The organism is Sorangium sp. So ce1335 (assembly GCF_051521615.1).
GTDB lineage: Bacteria > Myxococcota_A > Polyangia > Polyangiales > Polyangiaceae > Sorangium.
In genome coordinates, this window is sequence record NZ_CP150363.1 from 333,394 (window position 1) to 357,938 (window position 24,545).

Annotated in this window: 12 protein-coding genes; 7 read left to right on the top strand and 5 right to left on the bottom strand. The window is 68.7% G+C overall.

The genetic code is table 11. The features are described from left to right. Window positions 1–36: 36 nt before the first annotated feature. From WMF24_RS01230 to WMF24_RS01240, 3 genes are all read right to left on the bottom strand, one after another. Window positions 37–846 (bottom strand): class I SAM-dependent methyltransferase, encoded by an 810-nt coding sequence (locus WMF24_RS01230; RefSeq protein ID WP_437734495.1) that lies wholly within the window; start codon window positions 844–846, stop codon window positions 37–39. 22 nt (window positions 847–868) lie between these two features. Beyond that, on the bottom strand, window positions 869–997 hold the full coding sequence (locus tag WMF24_RS01235; protein ID WP_437734496.1) for a hypothetical protein: 129 nt from the start codon (window positions 995–997) through the stop codon (window positions 869–871). A gap of 343 nt (window positions 998–1,340) precedes the next feature. Beyond that, window positions 1,341–2,051, bottom strand: a complete 711-nt coding sequence (locus tag WMF24_RS01240; RefSeq protein ID WP_437734497.1) for an alpha/beta hydrolase — start codon at window positions 2,049–2,051, stop codon at window positions 1,341–1,343. Window positions 2,052–2,325: 274 nt separating this feature from the next. On the opposite strand from WMF24_RS01240, the gene WMF24_RS01245 reads away from it, so the two are divergent. Together WMF24_RS01245 and ilvE are read left to right on the top strand one after the other, a co-directional pair. Then, complete coding sequence (locus tag WMF24_RS01245) at window positions 2,326–3,039, top strand: IclR family transcriptional regulator (RefSeq protein ID WP_437734498.1); 714 nt, start codon at window positions 2,326–2,328, stop codon at window positions 3,037–3,039. Between the two features lie 5 nt (window positions 3,040–3,044). Then, entirely contained in the window at window positions 3,045–3,935 is an 891-nt protein-coding gene (ilvE, locus tag WMF24_RS01250; protein WP_437734499.1) for a branched-chain-amino-acid transaminase, read from the top strand. Between the two features lie 118 nt (window positions 3,936–4,053). Here ilvE and WMF24_RS01255 read toward each other — a convergent pair whose 3' ends face one another. Continuing rightward, window positions 4,054–4,965 carry a LysR family transcriptional regulator gene (locus tag WMF24_RS01255; protein ID WP_437734500.1) on the bottom strand — a complete coding sequence of 304 codons (912 nt, stop codon included), beginning with the start codon at window positions 4,963–4,965 and terminating at the stop codon, window positions 4,054–4,056. 719 nt (window positions 4,966–5,684) lie between these two features. Here WMF24_RS01255 and WMF24_RS01260 point away from each other — a divergent pair. The 3 genes from WMF24_RS01260 to WMF24_RS01270 all read left to right on the top strand — a co-directional run bounded on the left by WMF24_RS01260 (window position 5,685) and on the right by WMF24_RS01270 (window position 11,252). Beyond that, a complete protein-coding gene (locus WMF24_RS01260) occupies window positions 5,685–7,241 on the top strand; it encodes a hypothetical protein (protein WP_437734501.1) in 1,557 nt (518 codons plus the stop codon). Between the two features lie 118 nt (window positions 7,242–7,359). Beyond that, complete coding sequence (locus WMF24_RS01265; protein WP_437734502.1) at window positions 7,360–9,303, top strand: ABC transporter ATP-binding protein; 1,944 nt, start codon at window positions 7,360–7,362, stop codon at window positions 9,301–9,303. A gap of 89 nt (window positions 9,304–9,392) precedes the next feature. Continuing rightward, window positions 9,393–11,252, top strand: coding sequence for an ABC transporter ATP-binding protein (locus tag WMF24_RS01270; protein WP_437738949.1), 1,860 nt, complete (start codon window positions 9,393–9,395; stop codon window positions 11,250–11,252). 46 nt (window positions 11,253–11,298) lie between these two features. Here the strand turns inward: WMF24_RS01270 and WMF24_RS01275 are convergent, their stop codons facing one another. Further along, on the bottom strand, window positions 11,299–11,724 hold the full coding sequence (locus tag WMF24_RS01275; protein WP_437734503.1) for an organic hydroperoxide resistance protein: 426 nt from the start codon (window positions 11,722–11,724) through the stop codon (window positions 11,299–11,301). 806 nt (window positions 11,725–12,530) lie between these two features. On the opposite strand from WMF24_RS01275, the gene WMF24_RS01280 reads away from it, so the two are divergent. Next, entirely contained in the window at window positions 12,531–23,228 is a 10,698-nt protein-coding gene (locus WMF24_RS01280) for a neuraminidase-like domain-containing protein (protein ID WP_437734504.1), read from the top strand. A gap of 213 nt (window positions 23,229–23,441) precedes the next feature. Beyond that, window positions 23,442–24,545 carry a glycosyltransferase gene (locus WMF24_RS01285; protein ID WP_437734505.1) on the top strand — a complete coding sequence of 368 codons (1,104 nt, stop codon included), beginning with the start codon at window positions 23,442–23,444 and terminating at the stop codon, window positions 24,543–24,545.

Sequence of the window (24,545 nt, forward strand, 5' to 3'; positions counted from 1 at the left end):
AGCTCGGCGGGCGACCGCCGGTCCGAGCTCGGCGGGTCAGCCGGCCAGCGCCTCGCGCGGGCGGCGGGCGACGAGCGCGTGGCCCTCGAGGACCTCGCGAAGTACGCCGTCCGCGCCGGCGTACTTCGCGAGGGTCTGGCGCACCTCGACGGCCAGGTCCTCCTCGCGCGACCCCGGCCGGCCGTGCCAGGTGGCCGCGAACGACAGGGCGCGGTCGACGAAGCGCTCCACGGGGGTCTCCCGCGGCTCGAGCACGGAGATGCGCTCGAGGTGGCCGAAGGCGGAGTCGAGCAGCACGGCCTCGTTCTTCAGGCCCTCGCGGATCTGCGGCCGCGCCGGGTCCTCTGTCGAGTACTTGTCGATGAGCGCCTGGAACTCCTTGTGCCACGCGTTCGCCGGGACCTCGGGGTAGCTCTCGCCGAACAGCGCCACGGCGCCGCCGCGCTCGAGCAGGGCGTCGAGCGACCTGAGGGTCTCGACGCGGTCCATCCAGTGGAACGCGCGGCCGATGGTCACCAGCTTGAAGCGGCCGAGGTGCGGCCCGAGCTCGTACGAGCTGCCCTGAACGAAGCGGATCGAGGCGCCGGCCCGCGCGGCGTTCTCCCGCGCGGCGGCGAGCATCTCGGGCGACGGATCCACCGCGGTCACCGACCCTGCGTGCGGCGCGAAATCGATCGCGAGGAACCCCGGCCCGGTGCCGAGATCGAGCACGCTGGCGTCCCGGTTGACCCCGACCAGCTCGGCCACCCGGCGGCCGAGGAGCTTCGGATAGGCAGGGCGGCCTGTCGTGTAGAACCGCGAGGCGGTCTTGAATCGTTCCGGGTAGAAGAGCTTGCGTTCTGACATGGCAATGGCACCTCTGCTGGCCTCAGGCCAGCGTCGCGCGATACAGCGCTCGCCGCTGATCGCCGTGATCGTGGATGGCGCGGTGCTGCACGAGCCGGTTGTCCCAGACCGCCGGCGCGGGGTGGGGGGCGCCGCGTCGACCGACGGGCATGGGGCGTACCAGGCGCGGACATGGCGCGCGGCAGGCGCGGCCGTGCAGGGGCGCGGCGCGGGCTGCTGCGCCGGGAGCAGCCGCTCAGCAACGCCGCTGGCCGGGGCGCACGGCGGACGTCGGGGGGCCGCCCGCCCCGGCCGCGCTCCGTGCCGGCGCGCTCGGCACGGTGCTCGATGTGCTCGGCGAGGCCACGGACTGAACCCGTTCAGTTGCTCCGGCGCGGCGCCGGCGCTCCTCGTCGCCGGCCCGCGCCGGCTCAGCGGCCGTCGCCGGCCCGCGCCGGCTCAGCGGCCGTCGCCGGCCCGCGCCGGCTCAGCGGCCGTCGCCGGCCCGCGCCGGCTCAGCGGCCGTCGCCGGCCCGCGCCGCGAGGACGTCGCGCACGATCGCGGCCACCTCGTCTGGCCGCGACAGGAACGGGGAGTGGCTCGCGTCGAGGCGCAGGACCTTCCTCGCGCGCCGCGACATCGCCCCCTGCGCGGACACCGGGATGGCGTTGTCGCGCTCGCAGATCACGTACGTCGAGGGCAGCTCTTGCCAGGCCGCGGCGCTCAGCGGCTGCGCGAAGGCCGCCCTCGCCTGCGGCACCAGGGCCGCCTCCGCGGCGGCCGCCACCTCGTCGGCGCAGTCGTTATAGAAGATGCTGCGCGGATCGGCGGGCGTCACCGTCCTGCCGTCGGCGGAGCTGATCCACCACGGCGGGTCCTGGCCGCCGATCGCCGACAGCAGCGACTCCCCCGGGCCGAGCATGAACGCGCACAGGTAAACGATGTGCGCGACCTTGCCCGTCTGGGCCGCCACCTCCGTCACCGGCACCCCCCCGTAGGAGTGCGCGACCACGACCGCCTCGCCGGGCACCTCGGCGAGCGCCGCGCGGACCGCGGCCGCGTCCGCCGCGAGGTCCCCGCGCTGGCCCGCCTCCGGCCCGGCGCTCGGGAGCTCGGGCAAGCGCACGTCGACCCCGCTGCCGAGCAGCCTGCACGCGACCTGGGACCAGCACGCCGGCCGGTGCCAGGCGCCGTGGACGAGCACGACCGAGGGGATTGCGCTCATGAACTCCTCGCCTCCTCTGCTTGCGCGCGCGGCGGATCGCGGCGCGCAACCGGACGATATCGGACGACGACGACGACGGCGACCGCGACGCGAGCCGACCCGCTCGATCGACACCGGCGCGCGCGTCGCCGGCGCCCTGGCGCCCGCCCTCCGCCGCGCACCGGGGACCGCGACGCGCGCATCGCGACCCCGCGGCGCGGCGGCGCGACCAGGCGCGCCCTGGACAGCGGGCCGGCGCGGCGGTATACCATATTCCGGAACGTCATTCCGGATAATGGAACGCTCGGGAACGGTCGACAAGGCGGTGCGCGCCCTCGAGGCGCTGCGGGAGAGCGGCGGCAGCGCGTCGCTCGCGGACCTCGCGGCGCGCCTCGGCATGCCCAAGGCGACGCTGCACCGGCTGCTCGCGTCGCTCGCGGCGCACGCGCTGGTCGAGCAGGACGGCGAGGGGCGCTACAGGCTCGGCGTCGGCCTCATCCGCCTCGGGCTCGGGGCGCAGGGGCTCGACCCCGTCGCGCGCGTGGCGAGGCCCGAGCTCGAGCGGGCGGCGCGCGCCTTCGGCGAGACGTTCTTCCTCGTCGCGGCGCGCGCGGGGCGGCTCGTCGTGCTCGACAAGGCGGAGGGCACGGGGCTGCTCCGCGCCGCGCCGACGGTCGGGGCCGAGGTCCCGGTCGACGTCACGGCGAGCGGCCGGCTCTACCTCGCGCACGCGCCGGAGCTCGTGGGCGCTCCGACCGTGGGCCCCGGCGCGCAGCGGGCCGCCCAGCGCGCCGCGAAGCGCGGCCACGACGTCAACGAGGGGGAGTGGATCGACGGGCTCACGGTCATCGCGGCCCCGGTGCTCGCGCGCGGCAGCCTGCACGGCTGCATCGCCTGCGCCGCGGCGGCCCAGAGCCTGCGCGGCGAGCGGCGCGACGCCGCGGTGCGCCACACGCGCGAGGTCGCCGAGCGCGTCGCGCGCGCGCTCGAGGGTGAAGGCAGGAGGTGAACGGCATGAAGACATGGATCGATGGGCGGGTCGTCGACGTGGCGGAGGCGACGGTGAACGTGACCGACCACGGGCTGCTCTACGGAGACGGCGTGTTCGAGGGCATCCGCGTCGCGGCGGGGCGGGTCTTCCGGATCGACCGCCACCTCGCGCGGCTCGAGGTCGGCGCGAGGGCGCTCGGCATCGCGCTGCCGCGCTCTCCCGCCGAGCTCCGCGCGATCGTCGAGGAGACGGCGCGCGCGCACGGCGAGCGCGAGGCCTATGTCCGCCTCGTGGTGACGCGCGGCGTCGGCCCGCTCGGCGTCGACCCGACGACCTGCGAGCGGCCCGGGCTGTTCTGCATCGTGGGGTCGATCCGCCTCTTCAGCGACGAGCAGCGGCGGCGCGGCCTGGATCTCATCACGTCGAGCCACCGGCGGCCGGACGCGGACGCGCTCGACATGCGGGTCAAGAGCCTCAACTACCTGGGCTCCGCGCTCGCGAAGCTCGAGGCCCGGCAGCGCGGCGCCGACGACGCGCTCTTGCTGAACGCGCGCGGCCACGTCTCCGAGGCCACCGTGGCCAACGTGTTCGCGCTGCGCGGCGACGTGCTCGCGACGCCGCCGGCGACCGACGGCTGCCTCGAGGGCATCAACCGCGCGGCCGTGATGGACGTCGCGCGCAGCGTCGGGCTCACGGTCGTCGAGCGCTCGCTCGGGCGGCTCGACTTCTTCGCCGCCGACGAGGCGTTCCTGACGGGCACGGGCGCCGGCGTCATCGCGATGAGGAGCCTCGACGGCCGCACGATCGGCGGCGGGGAGCGCGGCCCCGTCACCGCCCGCCTGACCGAGATGCACCGGCGGCTCGCCGAGCGCGAGGGCGTCGAGATCATCCCGCCGGCCGGCGGTCAGGCGTAGGCGCGGGGCGGCGCCGCGGAGCGGGTGGGGGAGGCGAGGGGGAGGGGAAGGAAAACTTAACCGATTCACATCTCGCGCCCTCCCGCTGGCGCCCGTCGAGCGGCGCCCGCGGGGCAGGTCAGGAGTCGCGGGCGATCTCGGCGAAGATACCGCGCAGCCACATGTGCGCCGGGTCCTTTGCATGCCGCTCGTGCCACACCTGATCCAGCGAGAACCCCCCGAGCTCCACGGGGGGCTTCATGACGCGCAGCGCCTCCGTGCTGGCGAACGCCTGCGCGATGCGCGCGGGCACGGTCAGCACGAGATCGGTCTCGGCGACGATGTGCGCGGCCACGAGGAAGTGCGGGATCTGCAGGGCCACGCGGCGCGAGAGCCCCTGCTCGGCCAGGACCTCGTCCACCCGTCCGCCGCTGTCGCCGCGCGGGCTGATGAGCGCGTGGGGCAGGCTCGTGTACATCTTGAGCGTCAGCTTGCTCCGCACCACGGGGTGATCCTTCCGCACGACGCACATGTAGCGCTCCTCCAGGAGCCGTTGCCGGTAGAACCCCGCGGGCACGCTGGGGAACATGCCGATCGCCAGGTCGACCTTGCCGGTCTCCATCGAGCTCCACATGTCGCTGGCGTAGGGGCGCGCGACGAGGTCGACGAAGGGCGCGTCGGAGAAGAGCTTTTGCACGAGGCGCGGCAGCAGGATGAGCTCGACGTAGTCCACCGTGGCGACCGAGAACGACCGGCGCGCGGTCGCGGGCTCGAAGTGCGGGCTCTGCGCGACCGTCGCCTCGATCTTGGCGAGGGCCTCGCGGATGGGGCCGGCGAGCTCCTGCGCGCGGGGGGTCGGGATCATCCCCCGCGGCGTGCGCACGAGGACGGGATCGTCGATCAGCGCGCGGAGGCGCCCGAGCGCGTGGCTCATCGCCGACTGGCTAAGCCCGACGCGCGCCGCCGCGCGCGTGACGCTCCCCTCCGCCAGCAGGGCGTCGAAGACGACGAGCAGGTTCAGGTCGATCGAGGCAAGATGCACGGGATGCATGGGCCCCATGCTACTAATGAGTTGGAGGAGCGCCATGGGAGGCCCTAGACGTTCCTCACCGATCCGGCAGGACGGACCGCCCGGGAGGCGGGGGATGCCGCCGGTCGCCGCGCCCATGCCTGGATCCGATCGTCAGAGCACGCCCGCGGGGCCTTGCTTCCGGCTCCTCCTCGCGGCAGCGTCGCGGCGATCGCAACCAGGTTGCAGGAGGCGCAGGCGGCGCATGTCGTCTCGTGGTCGTCCTTGTGAAGAAGCATGGAAGCAGTCAGAATCGTGCTGTGAGCCCGGTGCAGATTGATCTCCTGGTCTGGTCCGCTAAGTAGTCCGCCTTCCTGAGATCGCCCTGAAAGCCAGCCCCCGCGCGGCACGCTTCTCGGCGACGCGGCCAGAGAGCTCCCATGTCCCACGGGCCCGCGCAGGCTCGCAGGGGCGCGGAGCGGCGGGCTCTCGGCGCGCCCTGGGCCGCCTGAAGGTCGGCCCGGATGTTGGATCGATGTCGGATCGGCGTCGGATGGCCTGGACTGGCCATCTCGCCGCCAAGGGGCACTGCTGAGGTCGCTTCGTGCAGCGTTGTCCCTGTCGGGCTCGTTTCTTCCGCGTTTCGCGGGCATTGCCCGCGAAACGCGCGCGCCGCATCCACGCGCGGCGTGTCCTTGTCGCTGTACGGAACAACGGTAACAGGAAGTGAGAGCGCCATGCCAAGTCCCAAACTGAGTTCGTTGATCCTCGCTCCGCTCACCGCTGTCGCCTTCCTCGCCTCCTGCGCGCCGTCGCCCGAGGGCGAGCGCCACGACGCCGCGTCGAGCGCGCTCTCCGCCCGGGATCGGCTCATCGCGTGCGAACAGGATCCCCGGGTGGTTGCCGGTCTCGTCACGAGGGAAATTTGCGCAGGTGCTGATATCTTCTTTCGCGAGACGTTCGAGGGCAACGGCCGCACCTGCGGATCCTGCCATCCTGTCGAAAACAACTTCACGATTGACATCCCGTTCATCGACGCGCTCCTCGAGAGCAACCCGCTCGACCCGCTCTTCATCTTCGAGCAGGACCCGGAGCTGACCGATCTCGAGACGTTCGAGCTGAAGGCGAACGCCTTGGTCCGCGAGAACGTCGACGGCTTCGAGGACCTCGATCGCAAGTACGTGATGCGCGGGGTCCAGCACACGCTGTCGCTGGCGACGACCATCGCGCCGGACCCGGCGAACGGGACGGCGGACGTGCCGCTCCAGCGCACGGGCTGGTCGGGCGACGGCGCCCCGGGCGACGGCTCGTTGCGCGAGTTCCTCACCGGCGGGATCACGCAGCACCTCCCGACGGATCTCGGGCGCGAGCCGGGGGTCGCGTTCCGGCTCCCGACGGGGCAGGAGCTCGACCTCGTGCTGGCGTACCAGCTGAGCCTGGGCCGGACGAACGAGCTCGATCTGACGAAGGTCAGGCTGGTCGACCCGAAGGCGGAGGAGGGGCGGCTGGCGTTCCTCGACCCGAACCGGGGCCGTTGCAACGTGTGCCACAGCAACGCCGGCGCGAACCACCTGGACTCCGGGCGAAACCGCAACCTGGACACGGGGACCCGGACGGCCCCGGGGACCAACGACCCCTTCGGGGTGTTCGACGGCGGCTACGGCGGCAAGGGGAAGGCCGAGCCCGACCTCGACGTCCTCGAGACCATCGACGACGGAAACCTCACCGGGAACACCGGGTACGGCGACGGCACGTTCAACGTCCCGCCCATCATCGAGGCCGTGGACACGCCGCCGTTCTTCCACTCGAACGCCTTCGGGCCCGACATCGAGGGCGCGGTCCATTACTACACGCTGAACTTCTTCAGGGATTCGCCGGCCGGCAAGGAGCTGGAGAAGCGGTTCGGCAGCCCGATCGCGTTCCCCGACTCCGACATCGACAAGATGGGGCGCTTCCTCCGCGTCCTGAACGCCGCGTTCAACCTCGACCTCGCGAAGCAGCGCCTGGAAGCCGCCCAGGTGCTCGCCCTCCGGTTCCACGACACGCGGGCCGACGTCCAGCGGCGCCTGATGGAGCTGGCCGAGGTCGAGATCGACGACGCGCTGAAGGTCCTCTTCCGCCCCGACACGCCGCTGCACCCCATCGCGAGCGATCGCCTCCACCTGGCGAAGGGCGAGATCGCGGCGGGCCTCGATGCGCAGCGCTGGTCGCTGCGCGTGGGCCGGATCGCGGCGGCGATCTCGCGGGTCCGAAACGCGCGCGATCAGTTCGGCTCGAACATCACCTACCGCCTCGGCCGGGGTAACCTGATGTACTGACGCGGGGCGCGGCAGGCGCTGGAGCCGCGCGAGCGCGCCGCGGCCGCTGGCGAACGCCGCGCGAGCCGGTAGGTTACGGCCCCCCGGCGTGGCCGGCCTGCCAGGTGCCCCCGCTTCGATGTCGTCCGGTTCACGCCTCGCCCTCGGTTCTCCCCCTGCCCCGGCGACCGCGCGCCCCCGCGCCGGTCGCTCGCTCCTCGCGCGGCTCCTCGAGCTGACCTGGGCGTACCGCGGGCGGGTCGCCCGCGTCCTCGCCTACCAGGTCGTCCTGCTCTCGCTCGGGCTCGCGGGGCTCGGCCTGACAGGGCTCGCGATCGACATCCTCCGCCACCGGCTCGACCCGTCGGTCCCGGCGCCCGCGCTGCCGCTCGGCCTCGGCCGGCTCGTCGACCTCGAGCGGGCGCCGATGCTCGCCGTCGCCTCCATCGGCGGCGCCATCCTCGCGATGGCCGCCGCGCGCGCGGTGATCAACTACGGGTACGCGCTCTCGGTGGGCCACCTCGTCCACATGGAGATCGTCCCGGATCTCCGGGCGAGGGTGTACGACAAGCTCCAGCGGCTCAGCTTCCGGTTCTTCGACGCGAACAAGAGCGGCTCGCTCATCAACCGCGTGACGAGCGACGTGCAGCTCGTCCGCTCGTTCGTCGACGGCGTGCTGCTCCAGAGCGTCATCATGGTCCTCTCGCTCGGCGTGTACGTCGCGTACATGCTGCGCGCGCACGCGCTGCTGACGCTCGCGTGCCTCGCGCCGACGCCGCTGCTCTGGATCGCGAGCACGCTCTTCGCCCGGTGGGTGCGGCCCGCCTACCTGCAGAACCGGGAGCTCGTGGACCGCATGGTGCTGAGCTTCACCGAGGGGCTCCAGGGCATCCAGGTCATCAAGGGGCTCGGGCGGGAGAGCGAGGCGCACCGCCGCTTCGACGAGCGGAGCCGCGAGGTGCGCGAGCAGCAGCAGGACACGTTCCGGAAGGTCAGCGTGCTCAGCCCGACCATCGATCTGCTCGGGCAGCTCAACCTCGTCATCCTGCTCGGCATGGGCGGGTTGCTCGTGGCGCGCGACCGGATGACGCTCGGGCAGCTCGTCGTGTTCGCCGGCATCCTGCAGCAGTTCTCCGGGCAGATCGCGAGCATGGCGACCATCGTCAACACGGCGCAGCAGAGCTTCATCGGCGCGCGGCGCGTGTTCGAGGTGCTCGACACCCCCGTCGAGATCACGAGCCCCGAGGCGCCCGCGCGCCCCGCGGAGGTGGAGGGGCGGCTCGTGTTCGAGCGCGTCACGTTCGGCTACGACGCGGCGAGGCCCGTCCTGCACGACGTCCAGCTCGACGTCGCGCCCGGGCAGTTCGTCGCCGTCGTCGGCCCGACCGGCGCGGGGAAGAGCACCCTGCTCAGCCTGATCCCCCGCTTCTACGACCCGACGGCCGGGCGCGTCCTGCTCGACGGCATCGACCTCCGGCGCCACGACGTGGACTTCATCCGCCGGCGGATGGGGGTCGTCTTCCAGGACAACTTCCTCTTCAGCAACACGGTGGCGGCCAACATCGCGTTCGGCGCGCCGCACGCGACGCGGGAGCAGATCGAGCGCGCCGCGGCGGTCGCGTGCGCCCACGAGTTCATCCGGGAGCTGCCCGAGGGCTACGACACCGAGCTCGGCGAGTCGGCGGCGAACCTCTCGGGCGGCCAGCGGCAGCGGCTCGCCATCGCGCGCGCCGTGCTGCTCGACCCGCCGCTGCTCCTGCTCGACGACCCGACCGCCGCGGTGGACGCGAGCACCGAGCGCGAGATCCTCGACGCCATCCTGAGCGCCACCCGGGGGCGGACGACGATCATGGCCACGCACCGGCCCCACCTGCTCCGCCGCGCGGACCAGGTGATCGTGCTCGACAGGGGCCGCGTCGTCGAGCGGGGGACGCACGAGGAGCTGCTCGGGCGGCGCGGCCACTACGCGAGCGCGCTCGCGCTGCACGACGCGCACGTCGGCGCGGCGCGCGCCGAGGCCGCCCCGGCGAGCCGCGCGGGCGCGCGCCCGGCGCGGCCGACCCCGGCGGAGGACCCGGCGTGAGCGGCGCGCGCGAGAGGCCGAGGACGACCGAGGCGCCGCGCGGCGCGCGCGAGAGGCCGAGGACGGCCGAGGCGCCGCGCGGCGCGCCGGTGGCCACCGAGGCGCCGGGGGAGGCGCGCTCGCCGGCCGGGCCGCCGGCGCCGGCGATCGACGTGCGGCTCGGGCTCGCGCGCGCCTCGCGCGACGAGGAGGGGGACCACGGGCAGCGGCGGCTCGACCTCGGGCTCCTGCGGCGGCTGCTCGGCTTCACCCGCCCGTACGCGAGGAAGCGCAACGTGCTCTTTGTGCTGGTCGTCGTGCGGTCGATCCAGCTCCCGCTCCTCACGTGGGCGGTCGGCGCGATCATCAGCGGCCCGGTGGCCCGCCGCGACGCGCGCGGCACGCTGCTCGCCGTCCTAGGCTTCGCGCTGTTCGCCCTCGTCACCGGGGTCGTCTTCCACTTCCGCGCGCGGCTCGCCCTCGAGCTCGGCGAGGCGGTCGTGTTCGACCTGCGCGACAGCCTCCAGCGGCACCTGCTCCGCATGCCGATGAGCTTCTTCGTGAAGACGAAGGTGGGGCGCCTCATCGGCCGCATGACGTCCGATATCGACGCGATCCGGGTGGCCGTGCAGGACGTCGTGTTCGTGAGCACCGTGCAGCTCGGCACGATGGCTGTCGCCATGGGGCTGATGGCGTATTCCCATTTCCCCCTCTTCCTCGTGGTCCTGGCGATGGTCCCCGTCTTCTGGGGGCTCATCGTCTATTTCCACAAGCGGCTCGGCGCCGCGCACCAGCGCGCGCAGGAGAGCTTCAGCCGCGTCACGGCCACGCTCGCCGAGTCGGTCACCGGGGTCCGCGTGACGCAGGGGTTCGTGCGGCAGGACATCAACGGAGGGCTGTTCCGCGCGCTGATCTTCGATCACTCCCGCTACAACATGGATGCGGCGCGCCACTCGGCGGTCTTCCTGCCGCTCCTCGAGTTCAACGGGCAGCTCTTCCTGGCGGTCCTCGTCGTCGTCGGCGGGTATCAGGCGCTCGGCGGCGCGATCGAGCTCGGCGTGCTCGTGCAGTTCTTCTTCCTGGCGAACCTCCTGTTCAACCCGATCCCGGTGCTCGGCAACCAGTACAACCAGGCCCTCACGGCGATGGCGGGCGCGGAGCGGCTGTTCCGCGTGCTCGACACGGCGCCCGACTGGCCCGACGAGCGCGGGCTGCCGGCGCTGCCCCCGGTGCGCGGGCGGGTGGCCTTCGAGGGGGTTCACTTCGCGTACGAGCCGGGCAAGCCGGTGCTCCACGGGGTCGATCTCGTCGCCGAGCCGGGAGAGATGATCGCGCTCGTCGGGCACACGGGCAGCGGGAAGACGTCGATCCTGAACCTGCTCGCGAAGCTCTACCGGCCGACGGCGGGGGTCATCACCATCGACGGGCACGACCTCGCGGCGACGTCGTCCGCGTCGCTGCGCGCGCAGCTCGGGCTGGTGCTGCAGAGCAACTTCCTGTTCAGCGGGACGGTGCTCGACAACGTGCGCCTCGGCAACCCGGCGGCGACGGACGCGCAGATCCGCGAGGCGGCGCGGGGCCTCGACGTGCTCGACGTGCTGGAGGCGCTGCCGGACGGGCTGCGCACCGAGGTCGGCGAGCGGGGGACGGGGCTGTCGCTGGGGCAGCGGCAGATCGTGTGCTTCCTGCGCGCCATGGTGGCAGAGCCGCGGATCGTGCTGCTCGACGAGGCGACGAGCTCGGTGGACGCGCTCACCGAGGCCCGGCTGCAGGCGGCGCTGGGGCGGCTCCTGAAGGGGCGGACGAGCTTCGTCGTGGCGCACCGGCTGAGCACGATCCGGCACGCGGATCGGGTCGTCGTGCTCGACCACGGGCGGGTCGTCGAGCAGGGGACGCACGCGGAGCTGCTCGCGCGCGGGGGGGCGTTCGCGGCGCTCCATCGGGAGCTGGCGGGGGACGGGCGATCGTGAGCGGGAGAGCGCGCCGCGGCCAGAGCAGGCGCGGCGCGCTCGGGGGTCAGACGACCTCGAGGCGGACCGGGACGTTGTTGCGCGTGGCGTTGGAGTACGGGCAAACGTGGTGCGCCTTCTCGACGAGCTGCTCGGCCTGGGCGCGATCGAGGCCCGGAAGCGCGATCTTCAGGCCGACGTCGATGCCGAAGCCGCCCTCGGAGCGGGGGCCGATGCCGACCGTCGCGGTCACGGTGGCGTCGGCGGGGATCTTGGCCTTCTCCTGCGCGGCCGCGAACTTCAGGGCGCCGAGGAAGCAGGCCGCGTAACCCGCGGCGAAGAGCTGCTCGGGGTTGTTCCCGTCGCCGCCGGCGCCGCCGAGCTCCTTCGGCGTCGAGAGCTTCACGTCGAGGGCACCGTCCGCGGTCTTGGCGTGGCCATCCCGGCCCCCGGTGGCAGTGGCTTGGGTCGTGTACTTCACGTCGACAGGCATCGGAGCGCTCCTTTCATGGCAGAGCCAGGTCGGGCATGGTCCGGCCTGGCAGCCGTTCGGAGACGAACCCATACTGCCCAACTCCATCGTCTGCAATCGGTACGAGAGGCCGCCGGGCATCCTGACGCCGGAACACCGGCAAGGATCGCCTGCTCCGCCAACGCCTCTCCCGTAAGGGAAGCGGGCCGTCCCGGCATGGCCCCCTGTTCTTCGGGGTTCTTGGCGCCTCTGGCGGCTTGGCGGTTCGCTTCCCCGGCCGACTTCCCGCAGTAGAGCTACGACCACGAAGCGCCCCCGTGTTGTTCGAGCCGGCGGACGACGTCCGCGGGAACAGACCCAAGCTGCTCGACCTCTTTCCGGCGTCATCTCCACGTGCTCACACGTCCATCCACCACGGGGATCACCGTCCCAATGCCTTGCTCCCGAGATCTCCGCCTGGTCCCAAGTACCCGGTCCGAGATTGACCTGCTGTCCGCGCGCTGACATATTCGTCCATCACGGAATGCCACTCGCTCGGCAGCGCCTGAACGCAAGTAAGACCGCGCAGCCGGCGAGGCCCGCAGCTTCCGCGACCGCACATCGCGCAATGTAGAACAAGCATTGAAAGCACGCTCCATCAGAATGCGACAGAAATCCATAGTGTGTCTGTCGCACATGGTTTGCGGCGAGATCACGCCGCAACGCTGACGATCTGCCGCGTTCCCTGGAGGGAGCGCCGATCCGGGCACGGCCATGAGGCGAGCCAGGGCACGGCGCGCCGCTGTCGACGCTGAAGGTGCGCGCGAGCGCGCCCGAGAGGAAAGAACATGTCAATCCCGAACCCCTATATCATCAACATCGACCTGTTCTGGCCCAACATGAACCGCCCGACTCAGAACGAGATCGCGCGCGTGAGGGCATTCGATGTCGACGGCGCTGTCGAGACGGAGGTGGGCCAGAGCGAATACGACCCGGAGACCGGCGGCTGGCCGGTGGTCCTGCAGAACATCGCGGCGTTCTCCGCAACACGAGAGACGGCGAATCTGCGCTTCAGGATCTATAGCGCAAACGGGCAGGAGGTGGGCTGGACGCAGACGTTCAATGCGATCCAGAGCGGGTCGAGGGTGCGCATCATCATCGGCCAGAGCGCCGAGCTCGTGAGCGGCGCGACCTGGACCGCATCTTCGCGCCAGCACCGCGTCTTCGGCACCGTGCGGAACACGATCGGCCTTGCCGCTTCGGGCATGGTCGTCCAGGCGTTTCACGTCGGCTGGACGAGCAACGGCATCGAGGAGTTCCCGATCGGCACGGCGGAGAGCGACGCAGGCGGGAGCTTCGAGATCCTCTACAGCCCCCCGCCGGTGGCGAGCGCTTCGATCCCGATCGGCACACCCGCAGGGCAGATCAACCTGATCGTATACGCGAATGAAAAATTGAATCCGGAGGGCACGGAGCTGCGGCAGCTCTCGGCCTCGGACGTGATCTACAATGCCGCCCGCGAGCAGCGGCTCGACCTGGTGATCGATCGCGTGGTCGCCAGCGCCGACTCCGAGTACGAGCGCCTGGATACGGGGCTAAAACCCAGCCTGGGCACCGGAGAGGCCGCCCAGCTGTCGACCGTACGCAAGCTCGATGAACGGCCAGATTTCCTGTCCCTGGTCGCTCGATCGAGCGGCTTCGATGAGGCGTTGGTCCGCGCCTTCGTTCGATCCTGGCTCATCGCGCGAGAGATCGACACACAGCTTCCTCCTTCGACGCTGAGCGCGCCCATGTCGCGGGAAGTCATCTATCCGCTCGTGCGCGCCGGGCTCGGAGACAACCTGCGCGCGCTGCTCGACGTGAATCCCGACCAGTTCTTCCAGACGCTCGTCGCCGCCGTCCACCGCGGGATCATCTCCGCAGCCATCGAAGAACACATCCATCCGACCCTGGTCGGTGATTGGCGAACGGTGCTCGCGAAATTGATGAATTTCGTCCCGTTGGATGAGGGCAGCGACCGTCCGTGGCAGCAACAGCTGCTCGAGCTCGTGCTCGGCAAAGAAGAGCGATTTCCCAAGATCCTGAACGTCAGGCAGACCTCGTTCGGTACCGCCACCACGGCGCACCAGGTCGCCATGCCTCCGGCCGTCACGGCCGGCGACCTGCTCATCGCGCTGTTCGCCGCCAGCGATGGGCCGGCCGTGACGACGCCGGCCGGGTGGACGCAATTGTGGTCCAGCTCCCATCCTCTGGATGGCAGAGTCGGCCTGAGCGGCTACGCCAAAGTGGCGACGGGGAGTGAGGGCGGCACCCTGGTCGATTTCCAGACCTCGACCGCACAGCAGGCGGCCGCGCAGGTCTTTCGGGTGGCCAAGAACAGCTGGAAGGGAACGATATCGGCCGGTGTCACCGTTGCAGCATCGGCGTTTGGACTGAGCCCCGAGGCCAATCCGCCGGCGCTCACCCCCTCGACAGGCACCAGGGAGACCCTGTGGCTCCCATGCGCTGCATTCTTTGGCGCGCCAACCGTGACATCGTGGCCCAACGGCTACGATACACACAATTTCACGCGCTCCTCTACGAGCAGTGGGAATTGCGCGCTGGTGTCCGCCGCACGTGCAGAGGCGGCCCTCAGCGAAGATCCCCCGCCCTTTGCCGTCAGCGGGACCCCTGCGTTGTGGCTGGCGCGGACCGTCGGAATTCAAGGCCTGCCCGCGGCGGAGAACCCGTTCAGGGCCAAGAAGGAGGCGCTCATCGGCGCGCATTTCGACAACCTCGGGGAGCTCCCCGGGGTCCTCTCGGCGCTGGTCGATGATGAAGTGTTGACCGAGCAGGAGGCCGAGGACATCACGTTCGTGTTCGAGATGTACGAGAAGGTCGGCCGCTATTACCCGATCGTCGCCGCTGTCTACAACTACAAGGCGAACTCGGACTGGCGGACAATCGAGGATCTCGCCGCGCTGCCACTGGATGGCGAGTTTCCGAACTGGACCATCTTCGCTTCCGGCTCGACCAACTACAATGCCGGTCGATACCCCGGCGACGTTCCGGGATTCAGCAGCACGTACAGCCAGGGAGCTGTCTATGCGAGGCGCCTCTACGACCTCTTCGGCAAGGTGAGCCCGCAGCGTCGCTTCGTCTCGCGCATTCAGGGGACGCCCACCCTCGTGGCGGTGCGCCAGTTCCTGACCGACCACCCCGACTTCAGCCTGGAGAAGGGCGACATCGACGACTACGTCGCCGACAACGAGCTCGCGCTGAGCTCCGACACCGTCGGCTCGATCAAGCAGCTCCAGCGCGTGTTTCGCTTGACCCCCGATTTCGAGGCGGCCGCCCATCTCATCGAGCAGGAGCTCGACTCTGCGGTCCGGATCGCTCGCATCCCGGAAGACCGATTCGTGGCCGACCATGAAGAGCACGTGGGGGGCCTCACGGCGGCGCGCGATATCCACCGCACGGCGTCCCACTACGCGAACGAGATCCTCACGACGCTGGTCAAGTTCCACCCGAACCTGAACGAGGTGGGCGGGATGACCGCCGTACCGGGGCCTGTCAATTTCTCCGTGCTCGATCCGACGCACGGCTACACGCCCGGGCTCGTGACGTCGCCGAGCGAGGCAATTTCGAACAAGCTCCCGAACTGGATCACCCTGTTCGGCGACCTCAACAAATGTGCCTGCAAGCATTGCCAGACGGTGCTGAGCCCCGGCGCGTACCTGATGGACCTGCTGGAGTGGGTCGACGGCGCGCCCAGGAGAACGCTGTTCGAGCGCCGGCCCGACCTCGAGGACATCGAGCTCACGTGCTCCAATACGAACACGGTCTTGCCATATATCGACCTCGTCAACGAGGTCCTCGAAGCGGTCGTCGAGCCGCTCGAGTTCACCATCGCCCTCACGCCCGCGACCCTGGAGCAGGCCAAGGATGGCGACGCGGGGGCGCTCAGCGCGCTCCGCAGCGCGCTCGGCGCCGAAGGATACGTGCTCAGCGAGCGCGCGGTCGCCAACCGGAGCGCCGCCTACACCGAGGCGAGCAAGGAGTGGATCGTCGAGGACGACGCTGTCCGCTTCAGGATCCAGGGCAACGCCGCGCCGCTCGCGGTCTATCCAGCGCTCCAGACCAGCGGGACGAACGACTCGCTCGAGGTGTTTCCGGAGCACTTCAACCACAAGGCTTACGACAAGCTCGCGCAGGCCGTCTTCCCGTTCCATCTGCCGCTGGCGCTCGGAAGGGAAGAGATCGACATTCTCCTCAAGCAGAAGAACATCCGGAGGCATGAGATCCTCGAGGCGTTCTCGATGAGCGACGCCGACGTGAAGCTCCGGGATGTGAACATCGCGCTCGCATACCTGAACCTGACGCCCTCCGAGGCTCAGGCGATCCTCGGCGCTGAGCGCCCCGTTTCGGAGTACTGGGGCTTCGTGATCCCGCCCGGCGCCGAGGAGGTGACCATCCGGCGGCCCGACAAACCCACCCTCAAGATCACCGCCCGAGAGCCAGACCCGGAGGTCGACACGGACACGAGGCCGGCCTGGGTCAAGCTCGTGACGCTGGTGCCCGTATTCCTGCACCGCACGGGGCTGAGCTACCAGGAGCTGCTCGAGCTCCTGGATACCCGCTTCGTGCACGGCCAGGCCGCCGATCTGCACGGGCTCCACGTCGCGTCGAGCTCGGACGAGCTCGTCGAGTGCAACTACAACGAGTTCCAGATCGCGCACCTCACCACGGACACGCTGCGGCGCGTCAGCTTCTTCGTCCGGCTCTGGCGCAAGCTCGGCTGGAGCATGCGCGAGCTCGACGCCTATCTGATGGACCTCGAGGACGGCGACATTCCCGACGATCTCGTCAGGCTCGCTCAGGTAAAGCGCCTGGTCGACGAGCTGAAGGTCCCGCCGCTCGACGTCGTCGCGTGGTGGGCGCACCTCGACACGCGTCGCACCGGGCGAATCGAGAAGAGCCGCTTCGACGAGGTGTTCCTCGTCGGCGCCCCGAGCCAGGCCGAGCACCAAGGGCTCGATCGGGTGCGAATGGGCGCGACGATCAATCTCGCGACGGTGACGGATGACGAGGACTATCCGGCGCACATCCGCGCCTCCCTTCGTCTGAGCTCGACCGATATCGAGCGGCTGTGGGGGGAGGTCATCGCCTCACGGTCGGTCACGCACCTCGGGCTGGCCGAGCTCACGGAGATGTTCCGGGTAGCGACGTTCTCGAGGGCGATGGGGATCTCGATCGCCGAGTTCTACGACCTCGCGGCGCTCGTGGGCAACCCGTTCGACGGAGGGGCAACCGATCTTCAAGCGGCCATCCTGAACACCTACGCCGCCATCCGAGAGCTCGTGCGAGCTCGGGCGACGCGCATGTCGGCCGCCGAGATCGCCTATTATCTGCGCGATGAAAGCGCGCCGGGCGATCCGTTCGCGCCTACGGCAGAGGACATCGCTCGCGCCGTTCGGCGGCTCTCGGCGGCAGCGGCGGAGATCGAAGCGACCTACCCGGACCAGATCCCTGACGCGGCCGCGCTCGCCGCTGCGCTCAGCAAGATCATGCCGGCCGACAAGGTCGTGCGGACGATCCAGATCGTCGAGGGGCCGCCTCCGCCGCCCAACCAGGATGATTTCGATACACAGGCCGAATACGATAATGCGCTGGCGGCGTACGAGACGGTACACGCACCGTTGAGAGAGCAAAACCGGAGCTTCCTCCATCGCTATCTCGGGCGATTCATCGCGGGGGCACCCGGCGACGATCCCATCGAGCAGCTGGTTACCTATGACGCGGGTCGATCGCGCGTGCTGCGCTACAAGCTCGTGTGGGATCGGCTCCGCGGCTACCTGATCGACCAGGCGCGGGCGGCCTCGGCTCTCACCGTGGCTTCCGAGCTCATGGACCTCGCGCGGGACGAGACCGAGATGCTGCTCACGACGGCGCTCAAGCCGTTGACCGCCGACTTCGGCACCTCTCTCGATGACTGGAAGCAGTTCCTGAAAGGGGAATGGAACACCGCAGAACCGGGGGAGCGCAGGGCGTTCGTGGTTATCCCACGAGATGAAGAGTACACATTCACCATCTCCGTCAGCTTGCCGGTGGAGCCCAATGTCGAGGTAGCCTTGTGGGTCGACGGCGAGCAGCGCACCTCCTACACGTACATCGATGACGAACAGAACAGGGTCTACCTCTACCATGGTAGAAAGCTGAAAGCGGGCACGGTCCTGGACGTGCGTATCACCTATAGCGGCGCTGAGGACGTCGCGCTGCTCTGGCAGGTCGGCAACGCGGACGCGCTCCCCGTTCCCGCGAGCGCCGTCGTTTCATTCCGAACGGATGTCTACGTCAAGCTGCTCAAGGCCGTCGGGCTCGCGAAAGGTCTCGAGCTGACGAGGCCCGAGCTGAGATACCTGATCGAAGAGAGCAATGCGCTATCGCTCGAGGACCTCCCCGTGCGTGACGCCGACGTGGACGTGCCGTGGTCGGCGCTCGGCAACTTTATTGATCTGCTTGACCTCCAGCGTTCGGTGGCGCTCAAGACCAAGACCCTGTTCGATTTCTGGAGCGAAGGCGGCGGCTCTGCCGACGCGGGCGCCGATGATGTGGCGGCGCTCATTGGATGGAAGACCGAAGACATGCTGGCCGTCTTCGACCTGCTCTCTCCGGCTCCACCCCCGCCGCCGCCCTGGCATGAGGTCTTCGATCCATCGAATACGGTCAAGCTCTGGCAGATGCTCAGAGCGACGGCCGGGATCGTCCGGCGGCTCGAGCTGAACGCGAGCCAGATCGTCGACCTGTTGCTCAGCCCAGCGCCCACCATCGGCGCCGCCGTTCGGCTCAGGAACGTCTTTCGATCGCAGTTCAGCAGCGATGCCTGGAAGGAGGTCTTCAAGCCGCTCCGCGACCCGCTCCGGCGACGCCAGCGCGACGCGCTCACGGGGTACCTCACGACCGGCGCCGTCGAGATCGACGGCGCGATCGGCGAGCAGAAGCCCGATTTCTTCGACGAGAACGACCTCTTCGCTCACTTCCTGATCGACGTCGAGATGGAGCCCGACACGCTCATCTCGCGTGTCCGGCTCGCTCTGAACGTCGTGCAGCTCTTCGTCCAGCGCGTCTTCCTGGGTCTCGAGAACGACGCCTCGCTGATCCAGCTCGAGCAGGCCAAGGACCAGTGGACGTGGATGCAGAGCTACCGGGTCTGGGAGGCCAACCGCAAGGTCTTCCTCTACCCAGAGAACTGGATCGAGCCCGAGCTGCGCGACGACAAGACCGAGTTCTTCACGGAGCTCGAGAATGAGCTCCTCGAGGGCGACATCACGCACGAGCGGGGCCTCACGGCCCTCCGCAACTACCTGGAGAAGATGAGCGAGGTGTCGAACCTCGAGGTGGTAGGTACCTACGCCGAGGACGTCTTCTCTTCCGGCGTCAATCAGGTTCTCCACGTCGTGGGGCGCACGCGCTTCCAGTCGCGGAGCTTCTACTACCGGACGTTCCAGGCCAAGCAGTTTCACGACGGGGTGTGGACGCCGTGGAGGAAGATCAACATCGATATCAACGCCGACGTCGTCGCGCCGGTCGTCTTCAACGGGCGCCTCCACCTGTTCTGGCCCCTGGTGCAGAGCAAGCAGAAGCCGAAGCCCCTGCCGGCGAACAAGAGCTTCGTGGACGGCAACAACGCCGGTGACGTGCACGCGGAGTTCCAGGCGGAGATACGCCTCATGTGGAGCGAGTACGTGGCCTCGGAGAACAAGTGGCTCAAGCCCAAGCTCTCCAAGACCCGCGTGACGGATAACGATGCGGAGACGATCTTCGATCGCGAGCTCGGCGAAGACCAGCCTCGGACGACGGGCTACCACTTGCGGGTCGCCGTCGCGAGCAGCGAGTACGTGTCCGTGGATGTCGTCAAGACAAACATTCCGACAGGCGACGGCGCGCCCATCCCGGGCTGGCCCAGCTGGCTCATCGATTGGCCTTTGCAAGACCAAAACTTCTTCATACCGAGGCTGCTCGGCACGTTCGCCGTCTGGCACACGGGCGAGGACACGCTCGGGTCCAGCAACCTCGTGCTCAAGTTGGGGGAGAACTGGCCGGAAGGAACCGTGCTCAAGCAGAACGCCGCCGTCGAGGTCGATTTCATCGTCAACACCAAGGCCGCCGGCGATGAGCTTCGGTTCCTGGGCAATGCGCCGTTCTTCCGGAGGACCCCGGGCGCCTTCCGCGTCTTCGGCACGAACTTCCCTTATCTCGGCAGCGCCGAGCACAAGCCCTTCTTCTACGAGACACCCTCCACGAGCCTGTTCGCCGTGAACAAGGGGGTCGTGACGCAGCCGGGCTTGAGCCGGGAAAAGACGCAAGTCGCCTTGTTCTCGACGTTCAGCCATCCGCTGGTGACAGAGGTGCGAAAGCGCCTCCAGGCGTTCGGGCCGGAAGGCATCATGAACCGCGCGACGCAGGCGCTGCCCATCGCCGACAACCGGTACTACTCGAACTACTACTACAACTACTACGGCCACCTCTACCTGGGCTACCACATCGCCGGCGACAGGCAGGCCTGGGGTACGACGCAGCGCATGATCGAGACGGAGCTTCACCCGACCCGCAGCGTCGCGCAGCCGTATCCGCTGCCCACGATCGAGTTCGGCTACGGGACGCCGTTCGGCATCTACAACTGGGAGCTCTTCTTCCACCTGCCGATGCTGATCGCGGGGCGCCTGAGCCAGGACCTGAAGTTCGAAGACGCGATGAAGTGGTACCACTATGTCTTCGACCCCAAGCAGGAGCTCACTCGATACGAACAGACCAAGCGCTGGGTCGAGCGCCTGCCTGCCGGCTGCCGCTACTGGAACTTCCTGCCGTTCTTCGCCAACAAGGACGCGACCGACAGCCTCTCGGAGACGCTGGGCCTCACGAAGACGCTGTCGGCCTACGATCGCCAGGAGCTCACCGCGTTGATCGACGACTGGCGGCGCGACCCCTTCAATCCGCACCTCATCGCGCGGCAGCGCCTGGTGGCGTACCAGAAGTTCGTCGTGATGAAGTATCTCGACAACCTCATCGCCTGGGCAGATCAGCTCTTCCGGCTGGATACGATCGAGGCCATCAACCAAGCGACGCAGCTCTACATCCTGGCGGCCGAGCTGCTCGGCGACCGTCCTGAGGCGGTCGAGCCGCTGACGGGTGAGCCCAGGTACACGTACCGCGAGCTCAAGACGAAGGGCATCAAGACCTTCTCGAACGCCATCGTCGACGTCGAATACCGGCTCGTGAGCAACAGCGAGCACCTCAAGCAGACCCAGCTCGCGCCAGAGGGCTCAGCGGCGGCTTCAATCAAGAATCTCTCGCTCAAGACCCTCTTCTTCTGCGTGCCGAGGAACGAGCGGATCGATGGCTACTGGGACACGGTGCAGGACCGTCTCTTCAAGATCAGAAACAGCATGAACATCGACGGGATCAAGCGTCAGCTCAAGCTGTTCGAGCCCCCCATCGATCCGGCCCTGCTCGTGCGCGCCGCCGCGGCGGGCCTCGACCTCGGGAGCGTGCTCGCGCAGCTCAACACGCCGCTGCCTTGCTACCGCTTCGGCACGTGGATCCAGCGGGCGGTCGACCTCGCGAACGAGCTCAAGGGCTTCGGGGTGGCGCTGCTCGCGGCGCTCGAGAAGAAGGACGCCGAGGAGCTGCAGCTCGTGCGCCAGGGCCACGAGATCAAGATGCTGGAGCTCGTGCGCCGGGTGCGGCAGGCGCAGATCGCCGAGGCCGAGGAGAACATCAGGGCGCTCGAGCGCTCGCGGGCGCTCGCCGAGGAGCGCCACACGGAATACCGCTCGCGCGCTCGCATCAGCAAGAGCGAGAAGACACAGATCTCGATGACCGAGGCGAGCAACCTGCTCGAGGTGGGTCAGGGTACATTCCACACGCTCGGCGGGCTGTTCGCGGCCGTCCCCGACCCCGAGGCTGGCATGGTGGGGCCGTTTCCGCTCATCAACATGAAGGCGAAGGTCGGGACCGCCTTCATCACCACGATGAACTCCATCGCCAACGCGCTCGGCGCTGCGGCCAGCTGGACGCGAGGCCGCGCGAACCTCGCGGGCATCAACGCCGGCCACGAGCGGCGCTGGGAGGACTGGAAGCTGCAAGAGCGGCTGGCGCGGAAGGAGATCGAGCAGATCAACCAGCAGATCGTGGCCGCGCAGATCCGGCGCGACGTCGCGCAGCGCGAGCTCGAGAACCACGAAACGCAGATGGAGCACGCGGAAGAGGTGCGCGACTTCTTGCAGGAGAAGTTCACGAGCCGCGACCTCTACCAGTGGATGGTGCGCGAGCTCAGCCGCACCTACCAGCAGGTGTACAAGCTCGCCTATGACGTGGCGAAGAGCGCCGAGCGCACCTTCCAGTTCGAGCTCGGGCTCGAAGGGACGAGCTTCATCCAGTTCGGTTACTTCGACAGCTTGCGGCAAGGGTTGCTCGCCGGCGAGAAGCTCGTCCTCGACCTCAAGCGCATGGAAGTGGCCTACCTCGAGCGCAACAGGCGCGAGTTCGAGATCCAGAAGCCGATCTCGCTCGCCGCCATCAACCCGGCCGCGCTCCAGGACCTGCGCGAGAAGGGCGCCTGCGAGTTCGAGCTGCCGGAGGTGCTGTTCGATCTCGATCACCCGGGCCAGTACTTCCGGCGCATCCGAGCGGTGCGGCTCACGATCCCCTGCGTCACCGGGCCGCATACCAGCGTCAGCGCCAAGCTCACGCTGCTCGGCAGCGCCATCCGCAAGCAGAGCACGGCCAACCCGACCGCGTACCCCTACACCGGCTTCGACGACCCGCGCTTCGTCCACGACCTCGTCGGCATTCAATCGATAGCGACGAGCAGCGCGCAGAGCGACGCTGGGCTGTTCGAGCTCAACTTCCGCGACGAGCGCTACCTGCCCTTCGAGGGCGCGGGCGTCATCAGCCGGTGGAGGCTCGAGCTGCCGACGGCGTATCCGCAGTTCGATCACAACACCATCTCCGACGCTGTCATGCAGCTCAGCTACACCGCGCGCGACGGTGGCGGCACGCTCAAGGATGGCGCCGAATCCGCCATCATCGACGGGCTCAACAGGATCCTCAAGGTCGTCTCCGAGCAGGAGACCGGGCTGGTCCGGGTCTTCAGCCTCCGCAAGGAGTTCCCCGACGTGTTCCACCGCCTGCTGACCAGCCCGGGCGAGCCCGTCGACATGACGCTCCTGCCCGAGCACTTCCCGTTCGTGATCCGGCGCGCCCGCATGACGCTCGCGCTCGCCAACATCGTCGATGACGAGGGCCACGTCGACCTTCACGTCATCACCAAGCCCGGCGCCACGCTGAGCGGCGCCAACATCTCGCTGAACGGCGGCAACGCGACGCCAGTGAACCCGCAAAATGGCATCGCCGTGCAGTCCCTGCCCAAAGGCGGCAGCGCCTCCACGACGTTGCTCCAGAGCTGGGCCGCGGAGACCTGGGCGCTGCAGCAAACCGGCCTGAGCGGCGACGCCGTCGAAGATATCGTCTTTGTCGTGAGATACACGGCGGCGGCCGCCGACTGAAACCTGAACCGTCCGCGGTCTCTACTACGTCATGAGGAGAACAACATGGCAACAGTAATGATCTGGCCCGACATCTACAAGGAGCAGGGCCACTGGCTCCCGTGCATCAACCTGGCCAATTCCCTGCAGAGCTCCGGTTACACCGTGGAGTTCATGGGCATCCCAGATTGTCGTTTCATCATGGAACCGTACATGGATTCTCTGAGCGACCCGATGTTTCACGAGGTTTTACAATCGGTGTACCCGCTCGGGCACTCGTACGAGAACAACCTGGAGCCGCTCGACCAGCGCTGGAAGCCGCACCATCTCCTGCCGATCTGCCGCGGCGCGCTCGATGACATCTTTCTCGGGCCCTCCGCGCCGGATCTGCTCATCGGCGGCTACTTCACCGCGCTCGAGACGCTGCTCATCCATCGCAAGTACGGGATCCCCTTCGTCCTGATCACCACCTACCTCCGCCACCCCGACGACACGCCCAGGCTCCACGCGAAGACCAAGCTCGTCTACATGCCGCGCGCCGTCTCGCAAAAGATCATCGACTCCGTCGCGCCGCAGCCGGGCCTCGACATCGATCAGTTCATCGAGCCGCTCCGAGACAGGCTCGAGTTGATCCCTTGCCCCGGCGCCTTCGACCTCACCGACGATGACTGGAATCACGGCGACCACGTCAAGTACGTCGAGCCCATGATCGAGCGGCAGCACCTGAGCGGAGGCTCCTTGCCCGGCAATCCACCGGAGATCCCGACGGACAAGCCGCTCATCTTCGGCACCGCCGGCTCGCAGGTCCAGGACTACGAGTTCAAGGCACGGCAGTTCTTCAACAACCTCATCGATATGATGAAGACCCAGAGGATGGATAACTATCACCTGGTCCTCGCCGTCGGTGACAAGCTCCTCGCTCAGCTCAACGTCGAATACGGCGTCGACGTGAACCCGCTCGACAATCGCCTTCCAAAGAACGTCAGCCTCTTCTCCTGGGTCTCCCAGCTCGACATCCTGAAGCAAGCCGAGGTGGTGTTCATGCACGGCGGCCTCGCCACGATCAAGGAGTCCATCTGGGAGGAGGTCCCCATCGTCATCGTTCCCCACGGGAAGGACCAGATGGACAATGCCCTGAGGATCCGGCGGAGCGGCATCGGAGTCGTCTCCGAGGTCGCCGACCTCACTCCGCAGCAGCTCCGCAGCCTCTTCACGGCGGCCACATCGAGCAAGTGGATCCGGCAGAAGCTCGCGAAGATGAAGGCGCTGTTTCAGGCCGAGGAGAGCAAGGCACCGAAGCCCAGCATTCAATTGATCCAGAGCGTGGTGGCCCCTTGA

Bases quoted from the DNA above. Each gene is read 5' to 3' on its own strand.
- WMF24_RS01240 (WP_437734497.1), bottom strand. From the start codon at position 2,051: ATGAGCGCAATCCCCTCGGTCGTGCTCGTCCACGGCGCCTGGCACCGG.
- WMF24_RS01245 (WP_437734498.1), top strand. From the start codon at position 2,326: ATGGAACGCTCGGGAACGGTCGACAAGGCGGTGCGCGCCCTCGAGGCG.
- WMF24_RS01280 (WP_437734504.1), top strand. From the start codon at position 12,531: ATGTCAATCCCGAACCCCTATATCATCAACATCGACCTGTTCTGGCCC.
- WMF24_RS01255 (WP_437734500.1), bottom strand. From the start codon at position 4,965: ATGCATCCCGTGCATCTTGCCTCGATCGACCTGAACCTGCTCGTCGTC.
- WMF24_RS01285 (WP_437734505.1), top strand. From the start codon at position 23,442: ATGTTTCACGAGGTTTTACAATCGGTGTACCCGCTCGGGCACTCGTAC.
- WMF24_RS01230 (WP_437734495.1), bottom strand. From the start codon at position 846: ATGTCAGAACGCAAGCTCTTCTACCCGGAACGATTCAAGACCGCCTCG.
- WMF24_RS01275 (WP_437734503.1), bottom strand. From the start codon at position 11,724: ATGCCTGTCGACGTGAAGTACACGACCCAAGCCACTGCCACCGGGGGC.
- WMF24_RS01235 (WP_437734496.1), bottom strand. From the start codon at position 997: ATGCCCGTCGGTCGACGCGGCGCCCCCCACCCCGCGCCGGCGGTCTGG.
- WMF24_RS01265 (WP_437734502.1), top strand. From the start codon at position 7,360: ATGTCGTCCGGTTCACGCCTCGCCCTCGGTTCTCCCCCTGCCCCGGCG.
- ilvE (WP_437734499.1), top strand. From the start codon at position 3,045: ATGAAGACATGGATCGATGGGCGGGTCGTCGACGTGGCGGAGGCGACG.